The 21,490-nt window shown below is 70.1% G+C and carries 10 protein-coding genes; 6 read left to right on the top strand and 4 right to left on the bottom strand.

Going from position 1 to position 21,490, the window contains the following annotated elements:
* Positions 1 to 2: 2 nt before the first annotated feature.
* On the bottom strand, positions 3 to 815 hold the full coding sequence (locus G369_RS39460) for a hypothetical protein (protein ID WP_244164335.1): 813 nt from the start codon (positions 813 to 815) through the stop codon (positions 3 to 5).
* Between the two features lie 21 nt (positions 816 to 836).
* On the opposite strand from G369_RS39460, the gene yjjJ reads away from it, so the two are divergent.
* On the top strand, positions 837 to 2,222 hold the full coding sequence (yjjJ, locus tag G369_RS0117325) for a type II toxin-antitoxin system HipA family toxin YjjJ (RefSeq protein ID WP_019655284.1): 1,386 nt from the start codon (positions 837 to 839) through the stop codon (positions 2,220 to 2,222).
* 121 nt (positions 2,223 to 2,343) lie between these two features.
* On the opposite strand, the gene G369_RS35930 is transcribed toward yjjJ, so the two are convergent.
* A complete protein-coding gene (locus tag G369_RS35930) occupies positions 2,344 to 4,704 on the bottom strand; it encodes a sensor histidine kinase (protein ID WP_019655283.1) in 2,361 nt (786 codons plus the stop codon).
* 19 nt (positions 4,705 to 4,723) lie between these two features.
* Entirely contained in the window at positions 4,724 to 5,560 is an 837-nt protein-coding gene (locus G369_RS0117315; protein WP_019655282.1) for a helix-turn-helix domain-containing protein, read from the bottom strand.
* A 234-nt stretch (positions 5,561 to 5,794) separates the two neighbouring features.
* Between G369_RS0117315 and G369_RS0117310 the strand changes: the two genes are divergently transcribed.
* The 3 genes from G369_RS0117310 to G369_RS0117300 are packed head-to-tail and all read left to right on the top strand — an operon-like array spanning position 5,795 to position 18,500.
* Positions 5,795 to 13,867 carry an SdrD B-like domain-containing protein gene (locus tag G369_RS0117310; RefSeq protein ID WP_019655281.1) on the top strand — a complete coding sequence of 2,691 codons (8,073 nt, stop codon included), beginning with the start codon at positions 5,795 to 5,797 and terminating at the stop codon, positions 13,865 to 13,867.
* A complete protein-coding gene (locus G369_RS0117305) occupies positions 13,864 to 18,186 on the top strand; it encodes an OmpA family protein (protein WP_080647852.1) in 4,323 nt (1,440 codons plus the stop codon). Before G369_RS0117310 ends, G369_RS0117305 begins: the two co-directional genes overlap by 4 nt.
* Positions 18,187 to 18,197: 11 nt before the next feature.
* Positions 18,198 to 18,500 (top strand): hypothetical protein, encoded by a 303-nt coding sequence (locus tag G369_RS0117300; RefSeq protein WP_020723127.1) that lies wholly within the window; start codon positions 18,198 to 18,200, stop codon positions 18,498 to 18,500.
* A 55-nt stretch (positions 18,501 to 18,555) separates the two neighbouring features.
* On the opposite strand, the gene G369_RS0117295 is transcribed toward G369_RS0117300, so the two are convergent.
* Positions 18,556 to 19,287 (bottom strand): GntR family transcriptional regulator, encoded by a 732-nt coding sequence (locus G369_RS0117295; protein WP_019655278.1) that lies wholly within the window; start codon positions 19,285 to 19,287, stop codon positions 18,556 to 18,558.
* A gap of 156 nt (positions 19,288 to 19,443) precedes the next feature.
* Here G369_RS0117295 and G369_RS0117290 point away from each other — a divergent pair, with 156 nt between their 5' ends.
* On the top strand, positions 19,444 to 20,334 hold the full coding sequence (locus tag G369_RS0117290; RefSeq protein WP_019655277.1) for a dihydrodipicolinate synthase family protein: 891 nt from the start codon (positions 19,444 to 19,446) through the stop codon (positions 20,332 to 20,334).
* A 39-nt stretch (positions 20,335 to 20,373) separates the two neighbouring features.
* Positions 20,374 to 21,354, top strand: a complete 981-nt coding sequence (locus G369_RS0117285; protein WP_157773712.1) for a Bug family tripartite tricarboxylate transporter substrate binding protein — start codon at positions 20,374 to 20,376, stop codon at positions 21,352 to 21,354.
* Positions 21,355 to 21,490: the final 136 nt, after the last annotated feature.

Raw genomic sequence — 21,490 nt, 5'->3', positions numbered from 1 at the left:
CATCACCGCAAAAAAAAGCGGGCCCCGCAGGGCCCGTTGAACGTCGCTTCGGATACGACGAGGAGACACTCACCTCGAAGGCAAGACACCGCATTGTTCAGGCGCGGCCCCGAAAAGCGAAGCGCGGAATCCGCATACGCTGATCCGTTTTTGTTCTTTGGGCGGCATCGCATCACGGTGTGGTGTGGTGTGGTGTGGTGTGGTGTGGTGTGGTGTGGTGTGGTGTGGTGCGATGCGATGCGATGCGGTGCGGCGTGCGCGCCCTGGCGAAGTCGGGTGCAGATGGTGTTCCAGGACCCGCACGACAGCCTCGATTCGCGCCGCACCGCCTCCGATGCGATCGCGTGCTGGTGATGCGCGAAGGACGCATCGTCGACGAAGGCCCCTCGCACGAACTGTTCGACCGGCCGCGCCACCCCTACACCGCCGCGCTCGCCGCGGCGATTCCGAGCTTTCCCGGTGGCCCGCTTTCGGGGGACGGGCACGCGGCATCCCATCGCCAGGCTGTTCGCCATTCGGCATAGCCAAGCTGTGTGCCTGCCGGCGGAATCCGATCCGACGGCACCATCGAGCTCCGTGCCCGCCGCGACTAAGCCGCAGGCGGGGTCATCCTGTTTCGGCGCATTCCAGGGCCGGCGCGCATCAAGCAGTCGCGTGACCAGCAGCCACTTGTTCGTCCCGCGATGCGCCGGCGCGGCGCGATCCCAAAGATCAATTGGCGAACAGCATTCAGATGAACGACAAGAAATCGTTTCATTGATTGTTTCAACCGAGGAGTAGAGAATCGATCTTCTCCTGGTGTTTTTTTCTGCCAATCGTCAAAAGTATCGTTTCATATGACGGCCGACCCTCTCTCGATCCTGCGCGCCAAGGGCCCTCTTCAGGCGGGCGCCCTTGCCGCCGCTGCGGGTGTGAGCCGTCCCACCCTGAGCCGGGCCATTCGTGCGGCTGGCACGACGGTCATCGTGCGCGGCAAGGCCAGGCGCACCAGCTACGCGGCGCGGCGCGCATTGAGAGGGGACGAAGCCCCGCTGCCGCTTTTCCGCATCGATCGCGATGGCGTTCAGCACCAGATCGCCCTGCTCGACCTCGTATATCCCCAGGGCACGGCGATGGAGTTCTCCGAGGACTTCGACTGGCCGTTGGACGACGAAATGAAACAGGGTTGGTTCGAAGGCCTGCCCTACATGTTGCAGGACATGCGCCCCCAAGGCTTCCTCGGGCGCAACTTCGCGCGACACCATGCGGGCTTGCTGAAGGTGAGCGACGACCCGACGAGATGGTCGGACGACGACGTGCTGCATGTGCTCTCCCTGCTCGGCACCGATGTCCCCGGCGATCTGCTGGTTGGCGAGCCCGCGGCCAGGAAGTGGCTTGCACAGGCCCAGGCGCTCGGAGACGAGGTCGGACCTCATGGACTGAGCAACGCCCAGCTGCAGAAATCGTATCCACGGATCGCCGCGGACATGCTGGAGCTCGGCGTGGCCGGCTCGTCCGCAGGAGGAGAGTTTCCAAAGTTCACCGCCATGCGGCACGTCGCCGGAGAGGTCAGGCATGTGATCGTGAAATTCTCTGGCTCCGACGATTCGCCGGGCACCCGGCGCTGGTCGGACCTGCTCGTGTGCGAGCACCTCGCCGCCCGCGCGTTGGCCTCTCACGCCGAAATCGACGTGGCCGAATCCAGAGTCCATCTTTTCGGAGGCCGCACGTTCCTGGAGGTCGACCGGTTCGACAGGCATGGCGCCCTCGGCCGCTCGCCCGTCGTCTCGTGGAGCACGCTCAACTCCACCTTCGTCGGCGCCGGCGGACGCCGGTGGGCAGAGGGCGTCCGGCCCCTGGTCGAACGGGGCTGGATCACGCGGGAAGATCTGCGCCGCATCGATCTTGTCGGGCATTTCGGTCAGCTCATCGGCAACACCGACATGCACGACGGCAATCTGTCCTTCCAACCTGTTCGTGTCGACGACCAGGCCACGCTGCAGCTCGCCCCGATCTACGACATGCTGCCCATGACCTACGCCCCCGTTCGCGGCGTGGAACTGCCCGCGAGAACCTACGCCCCGCAACTGCCTCTGCCTTCCGAGAAGAGCCTTTGGCAACTGGCGGCACGCGCCGCCCTCGCATTCTGGGAGAGCGCGGAAGCCGACGAACGAATCAGCGCCGAGTTCCGGGAGAAATGCGCTCAGAACTCGCGAATCCTCGAAAGGAGCAGCCGCGTCTGATACACACGGCAGACGGCCACGGGCGCTGGCGGATCAAGCCGGCACCAACGGAGCTCCCGGTCGCCGGGACTGCGCAGCGGCACGAGCCCCTGCGGTTCAACGACTCACGCCGATGAACCCGTCATGCAACCGTGCCCGCCGCGGGCGTGGCGCGCGCCAACAGGCGGATGTGTTCGAAGTCGAGCTGGTTCAGCGCGTGCCGCACCGCTTCGACCAGCGCGGCATGGCGGGCATCGGCTGCGAGCCTGTCGGCCCAGTCGTGAAGGTCGCTCCAGCGGCCGTCGCGCGCGAGCGCCTCGAGCTCGTCGCGCACCGTCGCAGGCAGCGGCGCGATGGCGGGCACCGGCATTCGACGCGGCTGGGTGTGTGCGGCCGCGGGCAGGAGCGGCAGCGCGGGGCTCTGCAGCGGCTTCGCGATGGGGGGCACCAGTTCCTTCGGCGCCTCCTTCACGATCACCGAGAAGCGCACGCGCGTGCCCAGGTTGCGCCGGCTTTCCAGCTGCAGCCGGCCGCCCATGTGCTGCACGATGCGCCGCGCGATCGCTAGGCCGAGCCCGTGGCCGCTGGAGCCGGGCGCACCCTGCTCGAAGGCCCGCATGATGCGAGCCTGGTCTTCCTTCTCGATGCCGATGCCGTTGTCCCACACGTCGAATTCGAGCCGCCATGAATCCTCGCGCGGGCGCGCCTGCACGCGCAGGCCCATCGTGCCGTCGCGCGTGAACTTCGCCGAGTTCGACAGCAGGTTCAGCAGCAGCTGCTGGAAGCGCTTGCTGTCGAGGTACACGGCCGTGGGCAGCGCGCCCAGCACGTCGAGCTCGAATCGGTTGTGCTGGCGCTGCGCGAGCGTGTCGGCGTACTGCGCGATGTCGTCGATCAGCGCGCGCAGGTGCACCGGCTTCGCCTCGAACGAGAAAGGCAGCAGCTCGCTCCTGGCGTAGTCCAGCAGGTCGTCGATGAGCGCGAACTGGTAGGCGGCGCTGCGCTCGATGGCCTGCAGACGTTCAGGCGGCGCACTGCCCTCCTCGCCGAGCCGGCGCACGTTGCCGATGATGGTCGACAGCGGCGCGCGCAGGTCGTGGCTGATGTAGGCGAGCAGCTGGGTCTGCTCGCGCGACTGCTGCTCGGCCTGTTCCAGCGCCGCGTTCAGCGCGCGCGTCTTGCGCTCCACCTCTTCGCGCAGCCGCTGCTGCTCCTGCGCCTGCCAGTGCGCCAGCGCGCGCTGGGCGGAATGGCGTTGCCACGACAGGTGGTGCGCCCAGACCGCCAATGCCACCAGGCCGAGCAGCAGGCCCGGAAAGCCCAGCGCATAGGCATCGAATCCGCGCACCACGTGGGCAGGCGCCACCAGTTCGACCAGCCGCAGGCACACGCCGACGGCGACGATGCTCATCACCGGAAAGGCCAGCCGCCCGCCCGGCCCCGAGCGGCGCATGTAGAGGAAGGCGCTCACGGTCAGCGAGACCACCACCAGCGGCGCGCTGATCGTGCCCGCCGTCGCGAAGAGCGGGTAGGAGCCGAAGAGCGTGCCCAGCACCACCACGCATTGCCCCGCCGCGAGCCCCAGGAGCCACGGCAGCGCGGGCACGCGCACCGGCCCGCGGCGCGAGAGGGTGTACAGGTAGCACATCAGCGACAGCACGCAGCAGCCTGCGGTCACGCCGGCCGCGCGGTAGCTCCACTCGATGCTGTCGGGCCACAGCGCAAGGCGTGCGTAGCCGCGGTAGGTGCTCTCGTAGAGCGCCACGAGCGCGAAGCCCAGGCTCTGCAGCGCCATCGCGAGGTTGCGCGAGATGACCCACAGCGACAGCGAGTACACCGACAGCACCAGCAGCCCGCCGATGAGAAGGCCGTCGATCAGCGCATGGCTGCTTTCCGACGCGCGCCAGGCGTCCGCGGAATACAGCCTGGGCGCGAGCTTCACGCTGCTGCCCGTGCGCACGCGCACCAGCACCCGCGCCTGTTCGCCGGGGCGCAGGTCGAGGTTCAGCGTGGGCACCCGGTCGCGGTCACGTTCGCGGGCGGCGCTGGAGCGCACCGACACACCCGTGCGCTCGTGCGTCCAGCTGGCCCAGCCCGCGAGTTCGCGGCGGACGTGGAAATCGACGTGCTGCAGCCAGGTGGCATCGAGCACCAGCCGCAGCGGCTGGATGGTGGTGCTGCCGTTCACCACGGTCAGCCGCAGCCAGAAGGCGGACCTGGAGAAGCCCGGGCGCATGCGCGCTGCGCTGCCCGGCTGGAAGCCCTCGGGCGAGCCGTCCTGCAATGCGTCGACCTCGTCGAACGTGAGTTGCGCGCCGGGGTCCTCGAACACTTCGACGCGCGTGTCGAGCACGATGGGCCAATGGGTCTCGTCGTCGATGCGCAGCGCGTCCGCCCAGGCGGCAGGCAGCGCGATCAGCCAGAGGACGGCGTACAGCAGGAGCGCGCGGACGCCGCGAGTGCCGTGAGTGCAGCAAGCGCCGCGAAGGGCCCGGGTGGTCACCGCCTTGGCCGGTGCCGCGTCAGGCCGAAGGCACTGACGGTGGCGCGACCGGCGCCAGCCTGGCCTGGCGGAACGCGCTCGGCGTGCTGCCGAAGCGTTCGCGGAACGCGGTCGAGAAATTGGCCGCGCCCGAGAAACCGACGGCCAGGGCCACTTCCTCGACGCTGAGCGCGGAACTGGCCAGCAGCCGCTGCGCCTCGGCGAGCCGCGCCTCGCGCACGAACTCGAACACCGTGCGGCCGGTCTGCTCCTTGAACACGCGCGACAGGCGCTTCTCGTGCGTGCCCACGCTCGCGGCCAGCGCAGGCAGGGCAGGCACGTTCGCGAGGTCGGTGCGCACCAGCCGTTCGACCGCGCGCGCCAGCACGCGGTCGGCGTGGTCGGCGGCGGGTTCGCTCCTGGCGTGCTCCAGCGCGCTCTCGGCCTCTTCCATGCAGGCCTGCACCTGCTCACGGCAGCTCGCGAGCGCCAGGTGCACGGCCACGCGCGCCAGCACTTCGGCCGGCTCGAAGGGCTTGAGGATGTAGTCGACCGCGCCTTCGCGGAGGCCGGCGAGGCGCTCTCCCACCGAGCTGGAAGCGGTCACGAAGATCACCGGGATGCGCGCGGTCGTCGTGTCTGCCTTCAGCAGCCTGCAGGTGGTGAAGCCGTCGGTGGCGCCCATTCGCACGTCGAGCAGCACGAGGTCGGGCTGCAGCGCGGTCGCCCGGCGGTAGCCCTCCAGCGCGTCGAACGCCAGGCTGATGCGATGCCCGGCCTCGCGCAACACGCCGAGCAGCAACTGCAGCTCTTCGATGTTGTCGTCGATGACAAGGATGTGCGCGCGCCGGGGCGGCGTTGTCGACCAGTAGGACATGGGCGTCGAGCGTAGGAGTGCGCCGCCAAAAAACAGCGTGAATTAGTTCACATTCAGTTCACATTATGTTGCATTGGTAAACAAATGTCATTACTGGCAAAACTTTCGTCCTGAGCCGCAAAGGCGCCCAACGGGGTGGCGCCGAAGAATCCCGCCCTTTCCGGAGCACCTGCCGCCTTCACGGCGCCACAAGAGAAACGGTGCCCGGTCCACAGAGCCATCACGAGGGACGGGATGTTCAGGACCCCATCGAATCTGTCGCGGGCGCAGGGCCGCCGCGACGTGTCTTCCAACGCGCGCCTGCAGCACGGCACCTGGCGCCGCCGCCTGGCGCGCCTTGCCGCCCCTCTGGCAGGCCTGCTGCTCGCCACGGCGGCGCACGCGGTGCCGCAGGTGTCGAGCCTCGTGCACGCGCCCGACATCCTTCCCGCCGGCGGCACGGTGACGAGCACCGTCACCATCGCGGAAAGCGACAGCCTGCCGATCGACGCGCCGGGTGCGTCATTCACCTACACCATCCCCGCCAACTCGATCTACATGGGCACCGGACCGGTGCCCGTGGGCAGCTGCTCGGCGACCATTTCCGAGGGCACGGCCGGTCCCGGCACGCTGACCTGCTCGGGCATCACGCTGGCCGCGAACCAGCTGCGCGACTTCCAGGTGCTGCTGCGCACGGTCTCGCAGGGCACGCTGAGCGTGACCGCCACGCCCAGCGGCGGCGGCTCCAGCGAGACCAAGACGATCACCGTGAACCAGGGCGCGGACATGGCGGTGGCTATCAGCGCGCCGGTCAATGCGCCGAGCGGCTCGACGGTGCCGATCGTCTTCACGGTCACCAACAACGGTCCCGACACCAGCACGGGCTCGACGCTGACCTATCCGATTCCGACCGGGCTGTCGGTGGTAGCCGGCAGCCTCCCCGCTGCCTGTTCCATCACCGGCAGCGAGCTGCGCTGCAACGTGCCCGCCACGCCGGCCACCGCCGGCAACAACACCCGCACCTACAGCATCAACGCCGTGGTGACCGCGGGCGCGGGTTCCACCGTCACCCACCAGCCGGCCGTGACCGCGGTGGGCTCGGTGGGCGACGGCGTTTCCACGAACAACAGCGCCACCGCCAACACCACCGTGACAGCGGGCTACGTGCTCGCCATGTCCAAGAGCCATGACGGCGGCCAGCTGCTCGTCGGCCAGCACTTCAACTTCAGGCTGAGCCCGAGCTTCAGCGGCAGCCCGCCCACCGGCGTGACGCTGAGCGACACCATCCCCGCCAACTTCGCGATCCAGGCGTTGCCCGCACAGTCCACCGGCTGGACCTGCTCGGTCAGCGGCCAGACGGTGAGCTGCACGCGCAGCAACATCGGCGGCAACAACGGCGCGAGCGTGGCGCTCGGCGACATCGTGATCCCGGTCATCGCCATGACGGCCGGCACCGGCATCGTCAACGAGGCTACCGTGAGCGCGACCGGCCCCATCGCCAACTCGGCCACCGGCAGCGTGCCGGCCGACGTGGCGGTCTCGGCCACCGACTTCCGCGCCGACAAGCGCCGCGGCTGGCCGCAGAACAACGTGCCGCTGGGCCAGGCTTTCGACTACCAGGTCGGCAGCACCAACCTCGGCAGCACCCGCCTGCTCGCGGGCAGCACCATCCAGCTGGTGGACGACCTGCCGGCCGGCGTGCAGATCAACAGCGTCACGCAGCGCGACGGCTACACCTGCACGGTGACCAAGGGCGGCGCCACCGTCACGCCGACGCCCGCGACGCCGGTGCCCGGCCCGGCCACAGTGACCTGCACGCGCACGCTCTCGACGGACATCGGCGTGGACACGTCCAGCGGCAACAGCGCGCGCAACGGCGGCTACATCATCGTGAACGCCACCATCCCGGCGCTGCCTTCGGGCGGCGGCCAGATCGTCAACACCATGTGTGTGAACGTGGCGCTGCCCGCGGCCGCGCCCACGCTGGGCGCCGACCCCGACGCCAACACCGGCAACGACTGCGTGAGCCTGGGCACCGGCGTGAACGACAACGCCACCGCCGCCGACGTGAAGGTGCTCAAGCGCGTGGTGGGCATCGGCGACAGTGCGGGCAACCGCCAGATCGTGGGCCAGGACGTCACCTGGCAGATCGAGGTGGTCAACGCCGGCCCCTCCGAGGCGCAGAACGTGGTCGTCACCGACAACTTCGCGCAGGTCATCGGCGCAGGCACCGTTTCGCAGACGCCCAACGGCGGCACCTTCGCGGGCACCTGCGCGCTGCCGGCCAACGGCAGCGGCTTCGGCCAGGCGTCGCTGTCGAACTGCACGCTGTCGACCCTGCCGGTCTGCCGCGCGAGCACCGACCCAGCCAGCGCCCTGCCGCTGTGCCCGGTCATCCAGGTTGTCACGAAGCACTACGGCGATGGCGCTTCGGCCACCGACCACGGCTTCCAGATCAACAACACCGCCAATGCACTGGCGACCACGCCGGCCGACCCGGACCTGGCCAACAACAACGGCAGCACCACCGCCTACCTGCTCGCGCGCACCGACGTGACGGTCACCAAGTCGGCCAGCCCCGCCTCGGTGCCCGTGGGCCAGATGCTCACCTACACGCTGACGGCACGCAACCAGAGCCTCGCGCAGGGCAGCCTCAGCCGCGCCTACGACGTGCACGTGGTCGACACGCTGCCGGCCAACCTGATGTTCATCTCTGCCACTCCCTCCGGCGGCGGCAGCTGCAGCACGAAGCCGAGCACCACGCAGCCCACGGGCACCGGCACCACCAACAACCAGCTCGAGTGCGCCTGGACCTCGCTCGACCGCAACGTGCAGCAGACCGTCACGGTGCAGGTGCGGCCGCTGTACGTGCTCAACGGCTCCACGGTGACCAACAACGTGCGCGTCTCCACGGCCACGCCCGAGATCACCACCGCCAACAACGACGCCGCCGCGCCGGCGACGATCACCGCGCCGGTGTACGACCTCGTCGTCACCAAGCGCGATGACGTCGACCCGGTGAACGTGGGCGACGACGTGGGCTACACCATCACGGTGTCGAACAACAGCGCCTCGACGGCGGAAGACGTGCGCATGGTCGACACGCTGCCGCTGCCGGGTCCGAACGGCGAGCTGCCGCCCACGCTGGTGTCGGTGACAGCCCCTGGCGGCACCACCTTCGCCCTGGCCAGCGGCGCCGCGATCGGCTCGGCCGGCGGACAGATCGTCTTCACCATCCCGACGCTGGGCGGCTCGGGCGCCACCGCCACCGGCGAACCCAACACGCTGCAGTTCCGCGTGGTGCTGCGCGGCGTCTCGCGCGGCACCTTCCAGAACAACGCCAAGGTCGATTTCTTCGACGCCGCGCGCAATGCGTTCGACACCGTCCAGGGCAACAACGCGGTGGCCGAGAACACCACCTTCCGCTTCAAGGCCGACGTGCAGGTGGTTTCCAAGGCCGCCGTCATGGCCGGCACCGCCACGCCGGTGACCACCGTGTCCTCGGCCGTGCCCTTCGACTGGCTCGTGCAGCTGCGCAACAACGGCCCCGACAGCGCCGAAACCACCAGCTTCACCGACACCCTGCCCGCATCGCTGGTGCTGGCCGGCCCGCCGGTGTTCACCGTGACTGGCGGCAGCTTCACGCCCGCCGCGCCCACCTGCACCGGCACGGCCGGCAGCACCGCCGTGAGCTGCGCCATCACCTCGATGCCCGCCAACGGCACGGCCACGGTGCGCATTCCGGTGCGCTTCAGCGGCGCGGCGCCGGCCAACGGCACCGTGCTGACCAACCGCGCGCACATCGTCACCACCGGTTCGGGCGACACCAACGGCGGCACCGACCCGAACGGCGGCAACAACTTCAACGACGGCAGCGTCACCGTGCAGAACAGCGCGCTCTCGGGCCGCGTGTACGAGGACCTCAACGGCAACGGCCTGATCGACGGCGGCGAGCCCGCCATCGCCGGCGTGACCATCCGCCTGAGCGGCACCGACAGCTCGGGCAACCCCATCGCCCTCACAACCACCACCGATGCCGGCGGCAACTGGAGCTTCACCGTGCCCGCTGGCACCTACAGCGTGGTGGAGGACCAGCCCGCCGCGTACCTGCCCGGCATCACGCGTGCCGGCACCGTCAGCGGCGCAGGCAGCACGCCCGGTACCGTGCCGCCGGGCACCGGCAACGGCCCGAACGGCTCCAACGCCAACCGCATCGACAACATCGTGCTCGGCACGGGCGGCGCTTCCAGCGCCAACAACTTCGGCGAGGTGCGTGCATCCAGCCTGGCCGGACGCGTCTACCACGACGCCGACTACAACGGCTCCTCCAGCGCGGGCGACCCCGGCATCGCCGGCGTGACGGTCACCCTCACCGGCACGGACATGTACGGCAACCCGGTCTCGCTGACCACCACCACGGCGGCGGGCACCGGCAACTACGCCTTCAACAACCTCACGCCCGGCAACTACACCCTGACCGAGACGCAGCCGGCCGGCTTCGTCGACGGCGCCGACGCGGCCGGCTCCGCGGGCGGCACGGCGGGCAACGACGCGGTGAGCGCCATCACGCTGGCTTCCAACGTGAACGGAACGGGCTACAACTTCGGCGAGCAGCTCACCCGCATCACCACGCGCGTGTTCGTCGACGGCAACAACGACGGCATCCCGCAGGCGGGCGACACCGGCATCCCGAACGTCGAGCTGCGCCTGACGGGCACCGATGCCGCGGGCAACCCGGTGAACATCCTCGCGGTGGCCACCGGCACGCCGGGCGCCTACGAGTTCCGCAACGTGCCTCCCTCGGGCGCGGGCGGCTACACCATCACCGAGACGCAGCCGGCCAACTACGCCCCCGGCAAGGCCAACAACAACGGCCAGCCCGGCACGCCCCAGGGCGGCGGCAACGTCATCACCGGCGTGACCGTCTCGGGCACCAACGTGCCGTCGACGCAAGGCGAGTACTGGTTCGGCGAGCTGCTGCCCGGCGGCATCTCGGGCCGCGTGTACTACGACCGCGACGGCAACGGCGCACAGGGCGCACCGGCCACCGAGCCGGGCCTGGCGGGCGTGACCATCACGCTCACCGGCACCGACGTCAACGGCCAGGCGGTGTCGCGCACCACCACCACCGACGCCAGCGGCGACTACAGCTTCCCGAACCTCGCACCGGGCAGCTACACCGTGACCGAGGCGCGGCCCGCGGGCTACCTGCCCGGCATCACGCGCGCCGGCACCGTCAGCGGCGCGGGCAGCACGCCGGGCTCGGTGCCCACCAGCGGCACCGGCGTGACCAACGGCCCCAACGGCTCGACCGCGAACGTGATCCAGAACATCGTGCTGGGCGCCGCGGGCGCAGGCTCCACCGGCAACAACTTCTCGGCCGTGAAGCCCGCGAGCCTCTCGGGCTACGTGTACGCCGACGTGGCGCCTTCCAACGGCACGCGCGACACCGGCGAGCCCGGCATCGCGGGCACCACCATCCGCGTGACCGGCACCGACTTCCAGGGCAACGCGGTCGACCGCACGGTGCAGACCGCCGCCGACGGCCACTACCTGGTGGACGCGCTCACGCCCGGCACCTACCAGATCGACGAGACGCAGCCCGCCGGCGTGGCCGACGGCCCCGAGTCGCTCGGCACCGTGGGCGGCGCGCCGCGCGGCACCGCCAACCCCGGCGGCACCAACGACCGCTTCGGCGGCCTCGCGCTGGTGTCGGAAGACGCGGGCATCGACTACAACTTCGGCGAGCGCGGCGGCCAGATCGCGGGCTGGGTGTACGTCGACACCAACAACGACGGCGTGCGCCAGCCCGCCGAGGCCGGCATTCCGGGCGTGACGCTCACGCTCACCGGCCGCTCCGCCAGCGGCCTCGCGGTGAACGCCACGGTGGTCACCGACGCCAGCGGCCGCTATGTCTTCACCGGCCTGCTGCCGGCCGACGCCGCGGGCTACACCATCCGCGAGACGCAGCCCGTGACCTACGCCGACGGCCTCGACGCCGTGGGCACCGTCGAGGGTGCGGCCACCGGCACGCTGGGCAACGACGTCATCAGCGCCATCGCCTACCGCGGCGGCAACGGCGACAACTACAACTTCGGCGAACGCGGCGCATCGCTGGCGGGCACCGTCTACAACGACGCCAACCGCAACGGCAAGCGCGAGCCGCAGGACCTGCCGATCGCCGGCGTGACCATCACGCTCACCGGCACCGACGCGGCCGGCCAGGCGGTGACGCGCACCGCCGTCACCGACGCCAACGGCCGCTACGAGCTGCCCGGCCTGCCCCTTCCGGGCAGCGGCGGCTACACCATCACCGAGACGCAGCCGAGCGGCTACGACGAAGGCATCGCCATCCCCGGCACGCTGGGCGGCACCGCGCAGGGCACCAACCAGATCCGCGTGGGCTTCACGGGCCTGGAGGCCAACGGCACCGGCTACGACTTCACCGAGCACAGCAACCAGCCCGCATCGCTGACCGGGACCGTGTGGTTCGACCAGAACCACAACCGCAGCCGCGAATCGGGCGAGGGCCAGGGCGAAGGCTGGACGGTGGAGCTGCTGCGCTGCGTCGACGGCGGCAACACCTGCGCCGAGAACGCGGCCACCGTGCTCTACACCGTGACCACCAATGCCGACGGCAGCTACCGCTTCGGCGACCTCACGCCCGGCGAATACCGCGTGCGCTTCCGCGCGCCCGACGGCCGCGTCGTGGGCGGCGTGTGGCCGACCGATGCCGCGCAGAACGGCGCCAACGGCCCCTACCCGACACCGGCTCCGAGCGATCCGCGCTTCAGCATCAAGGTGCGCGTGACCGCGGGCGCCAACATCCAGAAGCAGGACCTGCCCTACGACCCGGGCGGCGTGGTGTACGACAGCGTGAGCGGCACGCCCGTGCCCGGCGCCGTGGTGAAGCTGGTCGGCCCGCCGGGCTTCGACCCAGCGCAGCACCTGCTGGACGGACGCGACAGCTACACCACCGGCGCCAACGGCTACTACGACTTCTTCGTGTTGCCGGGCGCGCCGGCCGGCGAGTACCGCCTGGTCGTCACCCCGCCGGGCGCCTACCTGCCATCGACGATGTACCCGGCGGCGGCCGGCGCGCTGGGCACTCAGTCGTGCGCGGCGCCCGCCAACGGACCGGCGCCCGCGCAGACCAACCCCTGCGTGGTGAGCCCCGGCGCGGCACTGGTGCCGGGCGCGGGCTACTACCTGGTGTTCAACATGCCGGGCGGCGGCGGCCAGCACGTGGTGGCCAACAACATCCCGCTCGACCCGTCGAACGCCACGCTCATCGAGCTGCGCAAGACCACCTCGAAGCTGACCGTGAAGAAGGGCGAGCTGCTGCCCTACCGCATCACGGCGCGCAACACGCGAAGCACCACGGTGCCGGGCGTGGCCGTGGTCGACACGCTGCCGCCGGGCTTCCGCTACATCCAGGGCTCGCTCAGCGTGCGCACCCTGCCCGGCGGCGTGGCGCTGCCCGTGATCCCGCAGGTCAACGGCCGCCAGGTCGTGGTGCCCGGCCAGAACTTCGCGCCCAACGAGACCAAGGAATACCTGATGGTCGCGGGCGTGGGCGTCGGCGTGGGCGAAGGCGAGTTCGTCAACCAGGTCGTCGCCACGCAGGGCGTGGGCGGCCGGACGCTGTCGAACCTGGCCACCGCCGCCGTGCGCGTGGTGCCCGACGCCCTCTTCGACTGCACCGACGTGATCGGCAAGGTCTACGACGACAGGAACGCCAACGGCTACCAGGACGACGGCGAGCCGGGCCTGGCCAACGTGCGCATCGCCACCGTCAACGGCGTGCTGGCCACCACCGACGCCGAGGGCCGCTACCACATCGCCTGCGCCGCCATTCCGAAGGAAGGCACCGGCAGCAACCTGGTGCTCAAGCTCGACGAGCGCACCCTGCCCTCGGGCTATCGCACCACCAGCGAGAACCCGGCGGCCGAGCGCGCCACGCGCGGCAAGGTGCTGAAGATCAACTTCGGCGCCACCGTTCACCGCGTGGTGCGCCTCGCGCTTCAGGGCGCGGCCTTCGACGAGGGTGCCGCCACGCTGCGCGCCGCCTTCGCGGGCGAGCTCGACCGCACGGTGGCCGTGCTGGCCGAGAAGACATCGGTGCTGCGCCTGGCCTACAAGGCCGCGCCGGGCGAGCCCGCATCGCTGGGCCGCGACCGCACCGACGCGGTGAAGGCCGCGGTGCTCTCGCGCTGGAAGCAGCTCGGCGAGCAGCGCGCTTCGCGCAACGAGCCGCCGCTCTTCAACCTGGACGTCGAGATCGAGCTGGTGCCTGCCGCCGCCCCCGAAGGGGAGGCCAAGCCATGACGCGAGCAAAAGCCACCGCCGCCATGACCCGCCCCCAGACACCGAACCCGATCGAGCGAGCCGACATGAGAAGAAGAAACAGCAAGACGCTGCCCAAGCGCATGGCCCTTGCGAGCGCCGTGGCCGCCGCCTGCTTCGGCATGGGCCTGGCCGCCGCGCAGGAGACCGCGGTGCGCGGTCGCATGCTCGACCATGCCGCGGCAGACCCGCGCGCGGTGGAGATCGACGGCGCACGCCGCCTGCCGCGCAGCAGCGAACGCGAGCTGCCCAAGGCCACCTTCGTGCTCGGCGACGAGCGCGCGGTGCCGGCCGCGCCGGCTGCATCGCCAGTCGCCGCGCCCGTCGAACGCAGCGACGCCAGCACGCCGCATTTCGATTCCGGCGCCGATGCACTCTCCCCCGCCGACCGCGCGCAGCTCGACCGCATCGCCGAGCAGGTGAAGGGCCGCGACGGTCTGCGCTTCGAGATCGTCGGCCACACCGACACGCAGGCGCTGAGCGCGAAGTCGCGCGAGCGCTTCGCCGACAACCACGCGCTGGGCCTGGCGCGCGCGCAGCAGGCCGCGCGCCATCTCACGCAACGCCTCGGCCTGCCGGAGACGGCCGCGGTCGCGAGTTCTCGCGGTCCCGACGCGCCCGTGGCGACGCCCGCCAGCGACCCGGCCAACTGGGCCGCCAACCGCCGCGTCGAGGTGCGCGTCTACTGGCGCGACGCCCCCGTTGCGGCAGCGCCGGTCGCCGCGCCGGCCGACCCCGGCGTGTGCCGCACCTTCACCGCCTTCGGCACCGACGACGCGCCGCTGCGCCTGAGCGTGGATGGCCAGCTGCTGTCGCCCGACGGCAAACAGCCTTCGGCAGACGGCACCACCAGCGCCGACCGCCAGCGCTGTGTCGACGTTCAGCTCGAGCGCAACCAGCTGCGCCTGCAGTACGACAACCTCTCGCAGCCGCGCCGACTCAGCGCCAGTGCCTGGCCCACCACCGTGGTGGCCGGCGACACGGTGCGCTTCGCGGGCTACAGCAACTACCTGCTCTTCACCTCGAAGGCCGAGCTGCGCGTGTACACCGCCAACGAGGCGATGCAGCGCCGCCAGGTCGCCACCGTGCCGCTGGACGCCGGCCTGCGCGGCGAGTGGCAGGTGCCCGAGGGCCTGCTCGACCGCCTGCCCGAAAGCGCGAGCGGCAAGCTCTACTACCGCGTGCGGGTCTACGACCGCCAGGGCCGCTTCGACGAGACCGACGACCTCTCGCTCACGCTCGTGAAGCGCCACAAGCCCGAGACCGGCACGCCGCCCGACCCGGCACGCGAGCTGCTGCGCGGCTACGGCCAGAACAACATCGCCATCGCCAACATTCCGCTGAGCGCGGGCACCGTCACCGCCAGCGGTGCGGCCATCCGCCCCGGCGAGAGCGTGCGCGCACTGGGCTTCGCGGTGCCGGTGGACGAGAGCGGGCGCTTCGTGTTCCAGCAGCTGGTGCCGCGCCGCGTGCAGACCGGCGAGATCGCCGTCACCGATGCGCAGGGTGCCACGCGCGTCTACCGGCGCGACTTCGACCTGCCCACCAGCGACTGGTTCTTCGTGGGCCAGGCCGACCTCACCGTGGGCAGCAACAGCGTGAGTGGCCCGGCCGCGATCATGACCAACGACAAGAACCGCTACGGCGGCGGCGGCTGGAGCGAAGGCCGCATCGCCGGCTACGCAAAGGGCCAGCTCAACGACCGCTGGACGCTCACGGCCAGCGTCGACACGGAAGAACGCCCGCTGAAGGAGCTGTTCCGCAACCTCGACCGCAAGGACCCGACCTCGCTCTTCCGCCGCTTCGACCCCGAGGACTCGTGGAGCACCTTCGGCGACGACTCCACCACCGTCGAGGACGCGCCCACCCAGGGCCGCTTCTACCTGCGCGTGGACGACGGCCGCTCGCAGGCGATGTGGGGCAACTTCAAGCTCAACTTCGGCGACACCGAGCTCACCCGCGTGAGCCGCGGCCTCTACGGCTTCCACGGCCGCTACCTCGGCGAGGAGTCGACCTCCTTCGGCGAGGCGCGGCTGAAGGTCGACGCCTTCGCGGCCGAGCCCGGCACGCTGGCCGCGCGAGAAGAGTTCCGCGGCACCGGCGGCTCGCTCTATTACCTGCGCAACCAGGACATCACGCGCGGCGCCGAGCGCGTGACGCTGGAGATCCGCGACCGCGACTCCGGCCTGGTGCTCAAGCGCACGCAGCTCGTGCCCACCACCGACTACGAGATCGACTACCTGCAGGGCCGCGTGCTGCTGTCGGCACCGCTGCCCAGCCTGTCCGACGACGGCTCGCTGGTGCGCGCGGGCGGCTTCACCGGCATGCCGACCTACCTCGTGGTGGACTACGAATACACACCCCTGGCCACCTCGCTCGACACGCTCGCCGTGGGCGGCCGTGTCTCTTGGTGGGCCAACGACAACGTGGGCGTGGGCGTCACCGCCTCGCGGCAGGATCAGATCGGCGGCGACCAGCGCCTGGCCGGCGTGGACCTCACGCTGCGCAAGACCGAGAACACCTACCTCAAGGGCGAATTCGCGCGCAGCCGCGGGCCGGGCACGACCCAGCTCGACTCGATGGACGGCGGCTTCAGCTTCACAGGCCGCAACGGTTCGCTGACCAACGGACCGGGCAACGGCTTGGGCAACGGCCCCACCGGCAGCGCCAACGCCTGGCGCCTCGAAGGCCAGGCCGACCTGGGCGACTTCGACATCCGCGGCGGCGGCCGCGTGAGCGCCTATGCGCAGTCGCGCGACGCCGGCTTCTCGGCGCCGGGACAGTACGCGAGCAACGCGACGCGCCAGGTCGGCGTGCAGGCCACCGTGCCCTTCGGCGAGAAGGCGGAGAACGGCGAACTGCGCCTGAAGGCGGACCGCCGCGACGAACAGAACGGCTACAACAGCAGCGTGCTCGACGCGCAGTACTCGCTGGCGCTGTCGCCCGAGTGGAAGCTCGGCCTCGGCCTGCGCTACGACGACAAGACCGGCGACGCGCTCATCACCAGCCCGTCGCTGCCGACCACGCAGGCGGTATCGGGCGAGCGCGCCGACGCGGCCGTGCAACTCGAATACACCGGCGCCGACCGCTGGAGCGCCTATGGCTTCGCGCAGAAGACGCTGCGGCGCACCGGCACGCGGCTGGAGAACGACCGGCTGGGCTTCGGCGGGCGCTACCGCGTCAACGACAAGCTGGCGCTGCGCGGCGAGCTCTCCACCGGCGACGGCGGCCTCGCAGGCAAGGCCGGCGTCGACTACCAGTACGACGACCGCTCCAGCGTCTACATGACCTACGTGTCGGACACAGGCCGCACCGACGAGAACCTCATCGGCCGTGGCGGCAGCCTGGTGACCGGCGTACGCTCGCGCGTGGGCGACGGCCTCACCCTCTTCACCGAGCACCGCCAGGCCACCGGCGCGCAGCCGGGCCTCACGCATGCCTACGGCGTGCAGTACGCGCCCGACACGCACTGGACCTTCGGCGTCAACTTCGAGAACGGCTGGGTCGGCGCCGAGACGCTCGGCGCGACGCGCCGCCAGGCGGTGGCCTTCACCAGCGGCTACTCGAGCGAACGCCTGAAGTACAGCGGCGGCCTCGAATACCGCAAGGACCGCACCACCGCCGAGACCCGCACCAGCTGGCTGGTGAAGAACTCCTTCAGCTGGAAGGTGGACGACGACTCGCGCTGGATCGGCAAGTTCAACTGGGCCGACAGCGACAGCACCACCGGCACGCTGGCCGCGGCCAAGTACACCGAGGCGATGCTGGGCTACGCGCTGCGCCCGGCGCTGAATGACCGGCTCAACCTGCTGTTCAAGTACACCTACCTGTACGACCTCTCGTCGCCCGGCCAGGTGGTCTCCGGCGGCGTCGATTCCACGCTCGGCACGGTCTCGACCACCGGCATCGACTACCAGCAGCGCAGCCACGTCTTCGCCATCGACGCCACCTGGGACCTGAGCGAGCGCTGGACCCTGGGCGGCAAGTACGCCTGGCGCCGCGGCGAACTGCGCGCGAGCCGCGACAGTTCCGCGCCGTGGTTCAAGAGCTCGGCCGAGCTGGCCGTGCTGCGCGTCGACTGGAAGCTGGTGCGCAACTGGGACTGGATGCTCGAATGGCGCACCCTGCGCGCCAGGGAACTCAAGGACCGCAAGAGCGGCTGGGTCACCGCCGCCTACTACCACGTCAACGAGAACCTGAAGGTGGGCATCGGCTACAACTTCACCGACTACTCCGACAACCTCACCGACATGAGCTACCGCAGCAAGGGGTGGTTCCTGAACGTGCTGGGCAAGTTCTGAAGGAGCGAGCCATGAGCGAACCCAGGGAGATGCCCTTCACCATGCCGCTGATCGACATCGCGCAGGCGCTCGCGCGCACGGGCTTCCTCGGCGCGCACGCGGAGCGCTACCGGCTCTTCGAGGAATGGGCGCGCGATTTCCAGGCCGACTTCGAGGCCCGCGCCGCCGCGGGCCGCAGGCCCGGACGCACCTACATGCGCGACGTGACCGCCTTCGCACTGCGCCGCGCTGCGGCCTACGGCCTGGAGACGCGCTGCGAGGACTACGGCCCGCGGCTGTGCAGCGAGGTGCGGCTGGCCGCCGGCGTGCGCTGAGGCAGCGCCGCTTCGCCGGCCGCGACCGGGGCCGGGGTAGCTGAAGACCGCGCGTCTACTGGCCCACGCGCAGCATGCCGGCCAGCACACGGTGCTTGGACTGTTCGATGTGCGACATCATGTGGGTGAGCGCTGCGTCGAAGTCCCGCGACGCGAGCGCATGCAGGAACCCCAGGTGCTCGCGCATCGCGGGCACGACCTGCACCGGCCGCATCGAATCCGCGTCGTAGCGGATCAGCCGGACGTGGAGGCTGTTGACGCGGTAGATCTCCGAGAGGATCTCGTTGCCGATCGTGTCGACCATGAGATCGTGCAGGCCCCAGTCGACGGCCTGCGCGTCGCGCTCCAGCGTCGCGTCGGGCTGGGGCTGCAGCGCGCGCTCCAGGATGGCTTCATGGCTCTCGATCAGCCGGGCCAGCGTTTCGGGGCTGGCCACGCGGGCGAAGTTGATCACCGCCTCGCGCTCGACCATGGCCCGCACCTGCCATGCGTTGCGGATCAGCTTCATGTCGACCGAGGCGATCTGCAGTCCGCGCTTGGGCACCGTCTTGATCAGACCGGCAGCCTCCAGCCGCGGCACCAGCTCGCGAACGGCCGCCAGCGGCATCTCCAGCAGCTCCATCAGCTCGCGCTGGGAGACGAACTGCCCGGGTCGGATCCGCGCATCGATGATCTGCTGGCGGAAGCCCTGGTAGGCGCGGCTGCGCTGATTCACCGGCTCGCCCTCGCCGCCTGCGGGCGAGGGCTTCGTGGTGGGCTCGGACAAGGCTGCGGCGGGAATGTTCATGGGGTCATCGTAAGGGGCTGGGCGCCTTGGAGTGCATTGTCCTCGATCTAGGGTTAATACTGACATTCATCTAACATGTTAGTCGGCGTATAGTTCGATCCCAGCGCGGCAGCAGTCGTGTCTTCAATCCACAGGCATTCAGAACGGAGCAGTTCCATGGGTCTCGGTCTCACCGGCGTCATCCCTCCCCTCGTCACCCCTTTCACCGCCGACGGCAGCATCGACGAAGCGGCCTACCGCAAGGTCATCCGCTTCAATCTCGACAAGAAGGTCCACGGCGTGTGCCCCGGCGGCAGCACCGGCGAAGGCCACACCTTCACCGTCGACGAGTTCAAGCGCGTCATGGAAATCACCGCCGCCGAAGTGGCAGGCCAGGTGCCGATCGTGGCCGGCATCATCTCCAACAGCACCCGCGACGCGATCAACCGCGCCAAGGCGATCGCGCACCTGCCGGTCGCCGCGCTGCAGGTCACGCCGGTGCACTATCTCTTCAAGCCGGACGAGCAGGCCACCCACAACCACTTCAAGGCCCTGACCGAGGCGGTCGACACGCCGGTGGTGATCTACAACGTGGTGCCCTGGAACTACCTGAACCCGGCCCAGATGATCCGCCTGATGAAGGAGCTGCCCGGCGTGCAGGGCATCAAGCAGAGCCAGGGCGACCTCAAGCTCATGGCCGACCTGCTGCTCGGCGTTCCCGAAGGCTGCAAGGTGTTCTCCGCCGTCGATGCCCTGCTGTACTCGTCGTTCGCGCTCGGCGCCCACGGCACCATCGCCGCCACGCCTGCGGCCCTGCCCGGCGTCTGCGTGAACCTGTGGAACACGGTCCAGGCCGGCGACCACGTCAAGGCGCTGGAGATGCACAAGTCGATGCTGGCATTCTGGAACGCGCTGGTCGGCGACAACCTGCCTGCCAACATCAAGACCTCGATCACGCTGCAGGGCTGCCAGGCCGGCCTGCCGCGCGCGCCGATGCCGGCCACCGGCGAGGAGCAGCGCAGGAAGATCGAGGCCGCGATGGAAGACGTCCTGCGCTTCGACGCCTGAAGCAGGCCCCCGCAAACAAGAAAGACAGGAGACATGAACATGAGAATCCAGCGTCGGCAGATCCTCGGCATGGGCGCCGCTGCAGCCTTGGGAAGCACGCTGCTGCCGGCCGCGTGGGCACAGGGCTTTCCGGCCAAGCCGATCACGCTCGTCGTGCCCTTCGCGCCGGGCGGCAACACGGACATCGTGGCGCGCACCGTCGCCGTCGCCCTCGGCAAGGTGCTGGGCCAATCGGTGATCGTGGACAACCGCGCCGGCGCAGGCGGCTCGATTGGCGCGATGCAGGTCTCGCGCTCGCCGGCCGACGGCTACACGCTGCTGCTGTGCGGGGCCGGCGTCATCGTCACGGTGCCGGAGATGGTCAAGACCAGCTACAGCCGTGCGAGCTTCGCGCCGCTGGGGCTGGTCAACAAGAGCTCCATGGTGCTGCTTGCGCGCAAGAACGAGACCCGCTTCAAGAACTTCAAGGAGTTCGCCGCCTATGCGCGCTCCGGCGACGGCAAGGTCACGGCGGCGCACTCCGGGCCCGGCACGCCCAACCACCTCGCGCTGCTCCAGCTCGAGAGCCTGCTGAAGGCGAAGTTCACGACGGTCAGCTACAAGGGCTCCGGCCCCGCGCTGGTGGACGTCATCGGCGGCCAGGTCGACGTGCATTTCGACCAGGTCACCAGTTCGCTGCAGCACGTCAAGGGCGGAGCGCTGCAGGCGCTGGCGGTCCTGGGCCCGACGCAGGACCCTTCCCTGCCCGGCGTCCAGACGGTCGCGGAGCTCGGGTTCGGCGACATCGACGGCACCACCTACGTGGGCGTGCTCGCACCGGCGGGAACACCGAAGGACATCCAGGACAAGCTGGCCGCGGCGCTCGCGCAGGCCGTGAAGGACCCGCAGACCGTGGCGAGCGCACGCGAACTCGGCAGCGTCGCGCTCTCGAGCACGCCGCAGGAGTTCGCGCGGATCCTCGACGCCGAATACGCGCTGGCCACGCAGGCCACGCGGGACGGCCGCCTCAAGGTCGACTGAAGACCGCGCTTCCTGCGCATCGCGGGCCGGATGCCCGCCAATGCGCCGGAAGCCCTCGCAGATTCATCCATTCGCACGGTGCGGCCCCGCCGCCACCGGCGCACGGACGCGCCCGCACGCAGGGGGCGCTCCATAG

Origin of the sequence: Variovorax atrisoli 110B (genome assembly GCF_000382045.1) — a bacterium.
In the GTDB taxonomy this organism is placed as follows: domain Bacteria; phylum Pseudomonadota; class Gammaproteobacteria; order Burkholderiales; family Burkholderiaceae_C; genus Variovorax; species Variovorax atrisoli.
Note: the sequence above shows the minus strand (reverse complement) of the source record. Positions and strands in the feature narration are given on the sequence as shown.

Bases quoted from the DNA above. Each gene is read 5' to 3' on its own strand.
- G369_RS0117310 (WP_019655281.1), top strand. From the start codon at position 5,795: ATGTTCAGGACCCCATCGAATCTGTCGCGGGCGCAGGGCCGCCGCGAC.
- G369_RS0117300 (WP_020723127.1), top strand. From the start codon at position 18,198: ATGAGCGAACCCAGGGAGATGCCCTTCACCATGCCGCTGATCGACATC.
- yjjJ (WP_019655284.1), top strand. From the start codon at position 837: ATGACGGCCGACCCTCTCTCGATCCTGCGCGCCAAGGGCCCTCTTCAG.
- G369_RS0117285 (WP_157773712.1), top strand. From the start codon at position 20,374: ATGAGAATCCAGCGTCGGCAGATCCTCGGCATGGGCGCCGCTGCAGCC.
- G369_RS0117305 (WP_080647852.1), top strand. From the start codon at position 13,864: ATGACGCGAGCAAAAGCCACCGCCGCCATGACCCGCCCCCAGACACCG.
- G369_RS0117315 (WP_019655282.1), bottom strand. From the start codon at position 5,560: ATGTCCTACTGGTCGACAACGCCGCCCCGGCGCGCGCACATCCTTGTC.
- G369_RS0117295 (WP_019655278.1), bottom strand. From the start codon at position 19,287: ATGAACATTCCCGCCGCAGCCTTGTCCGAGCCCACCACGAAGCCCTCG.
- G369_RS0117290 (WP_019655277.1), top strand. From the start codon at position 19,444: ATGGGTCTCGGTCTCACCGGCGTCATCCCTCCCCTCGTCACCCCTTTC.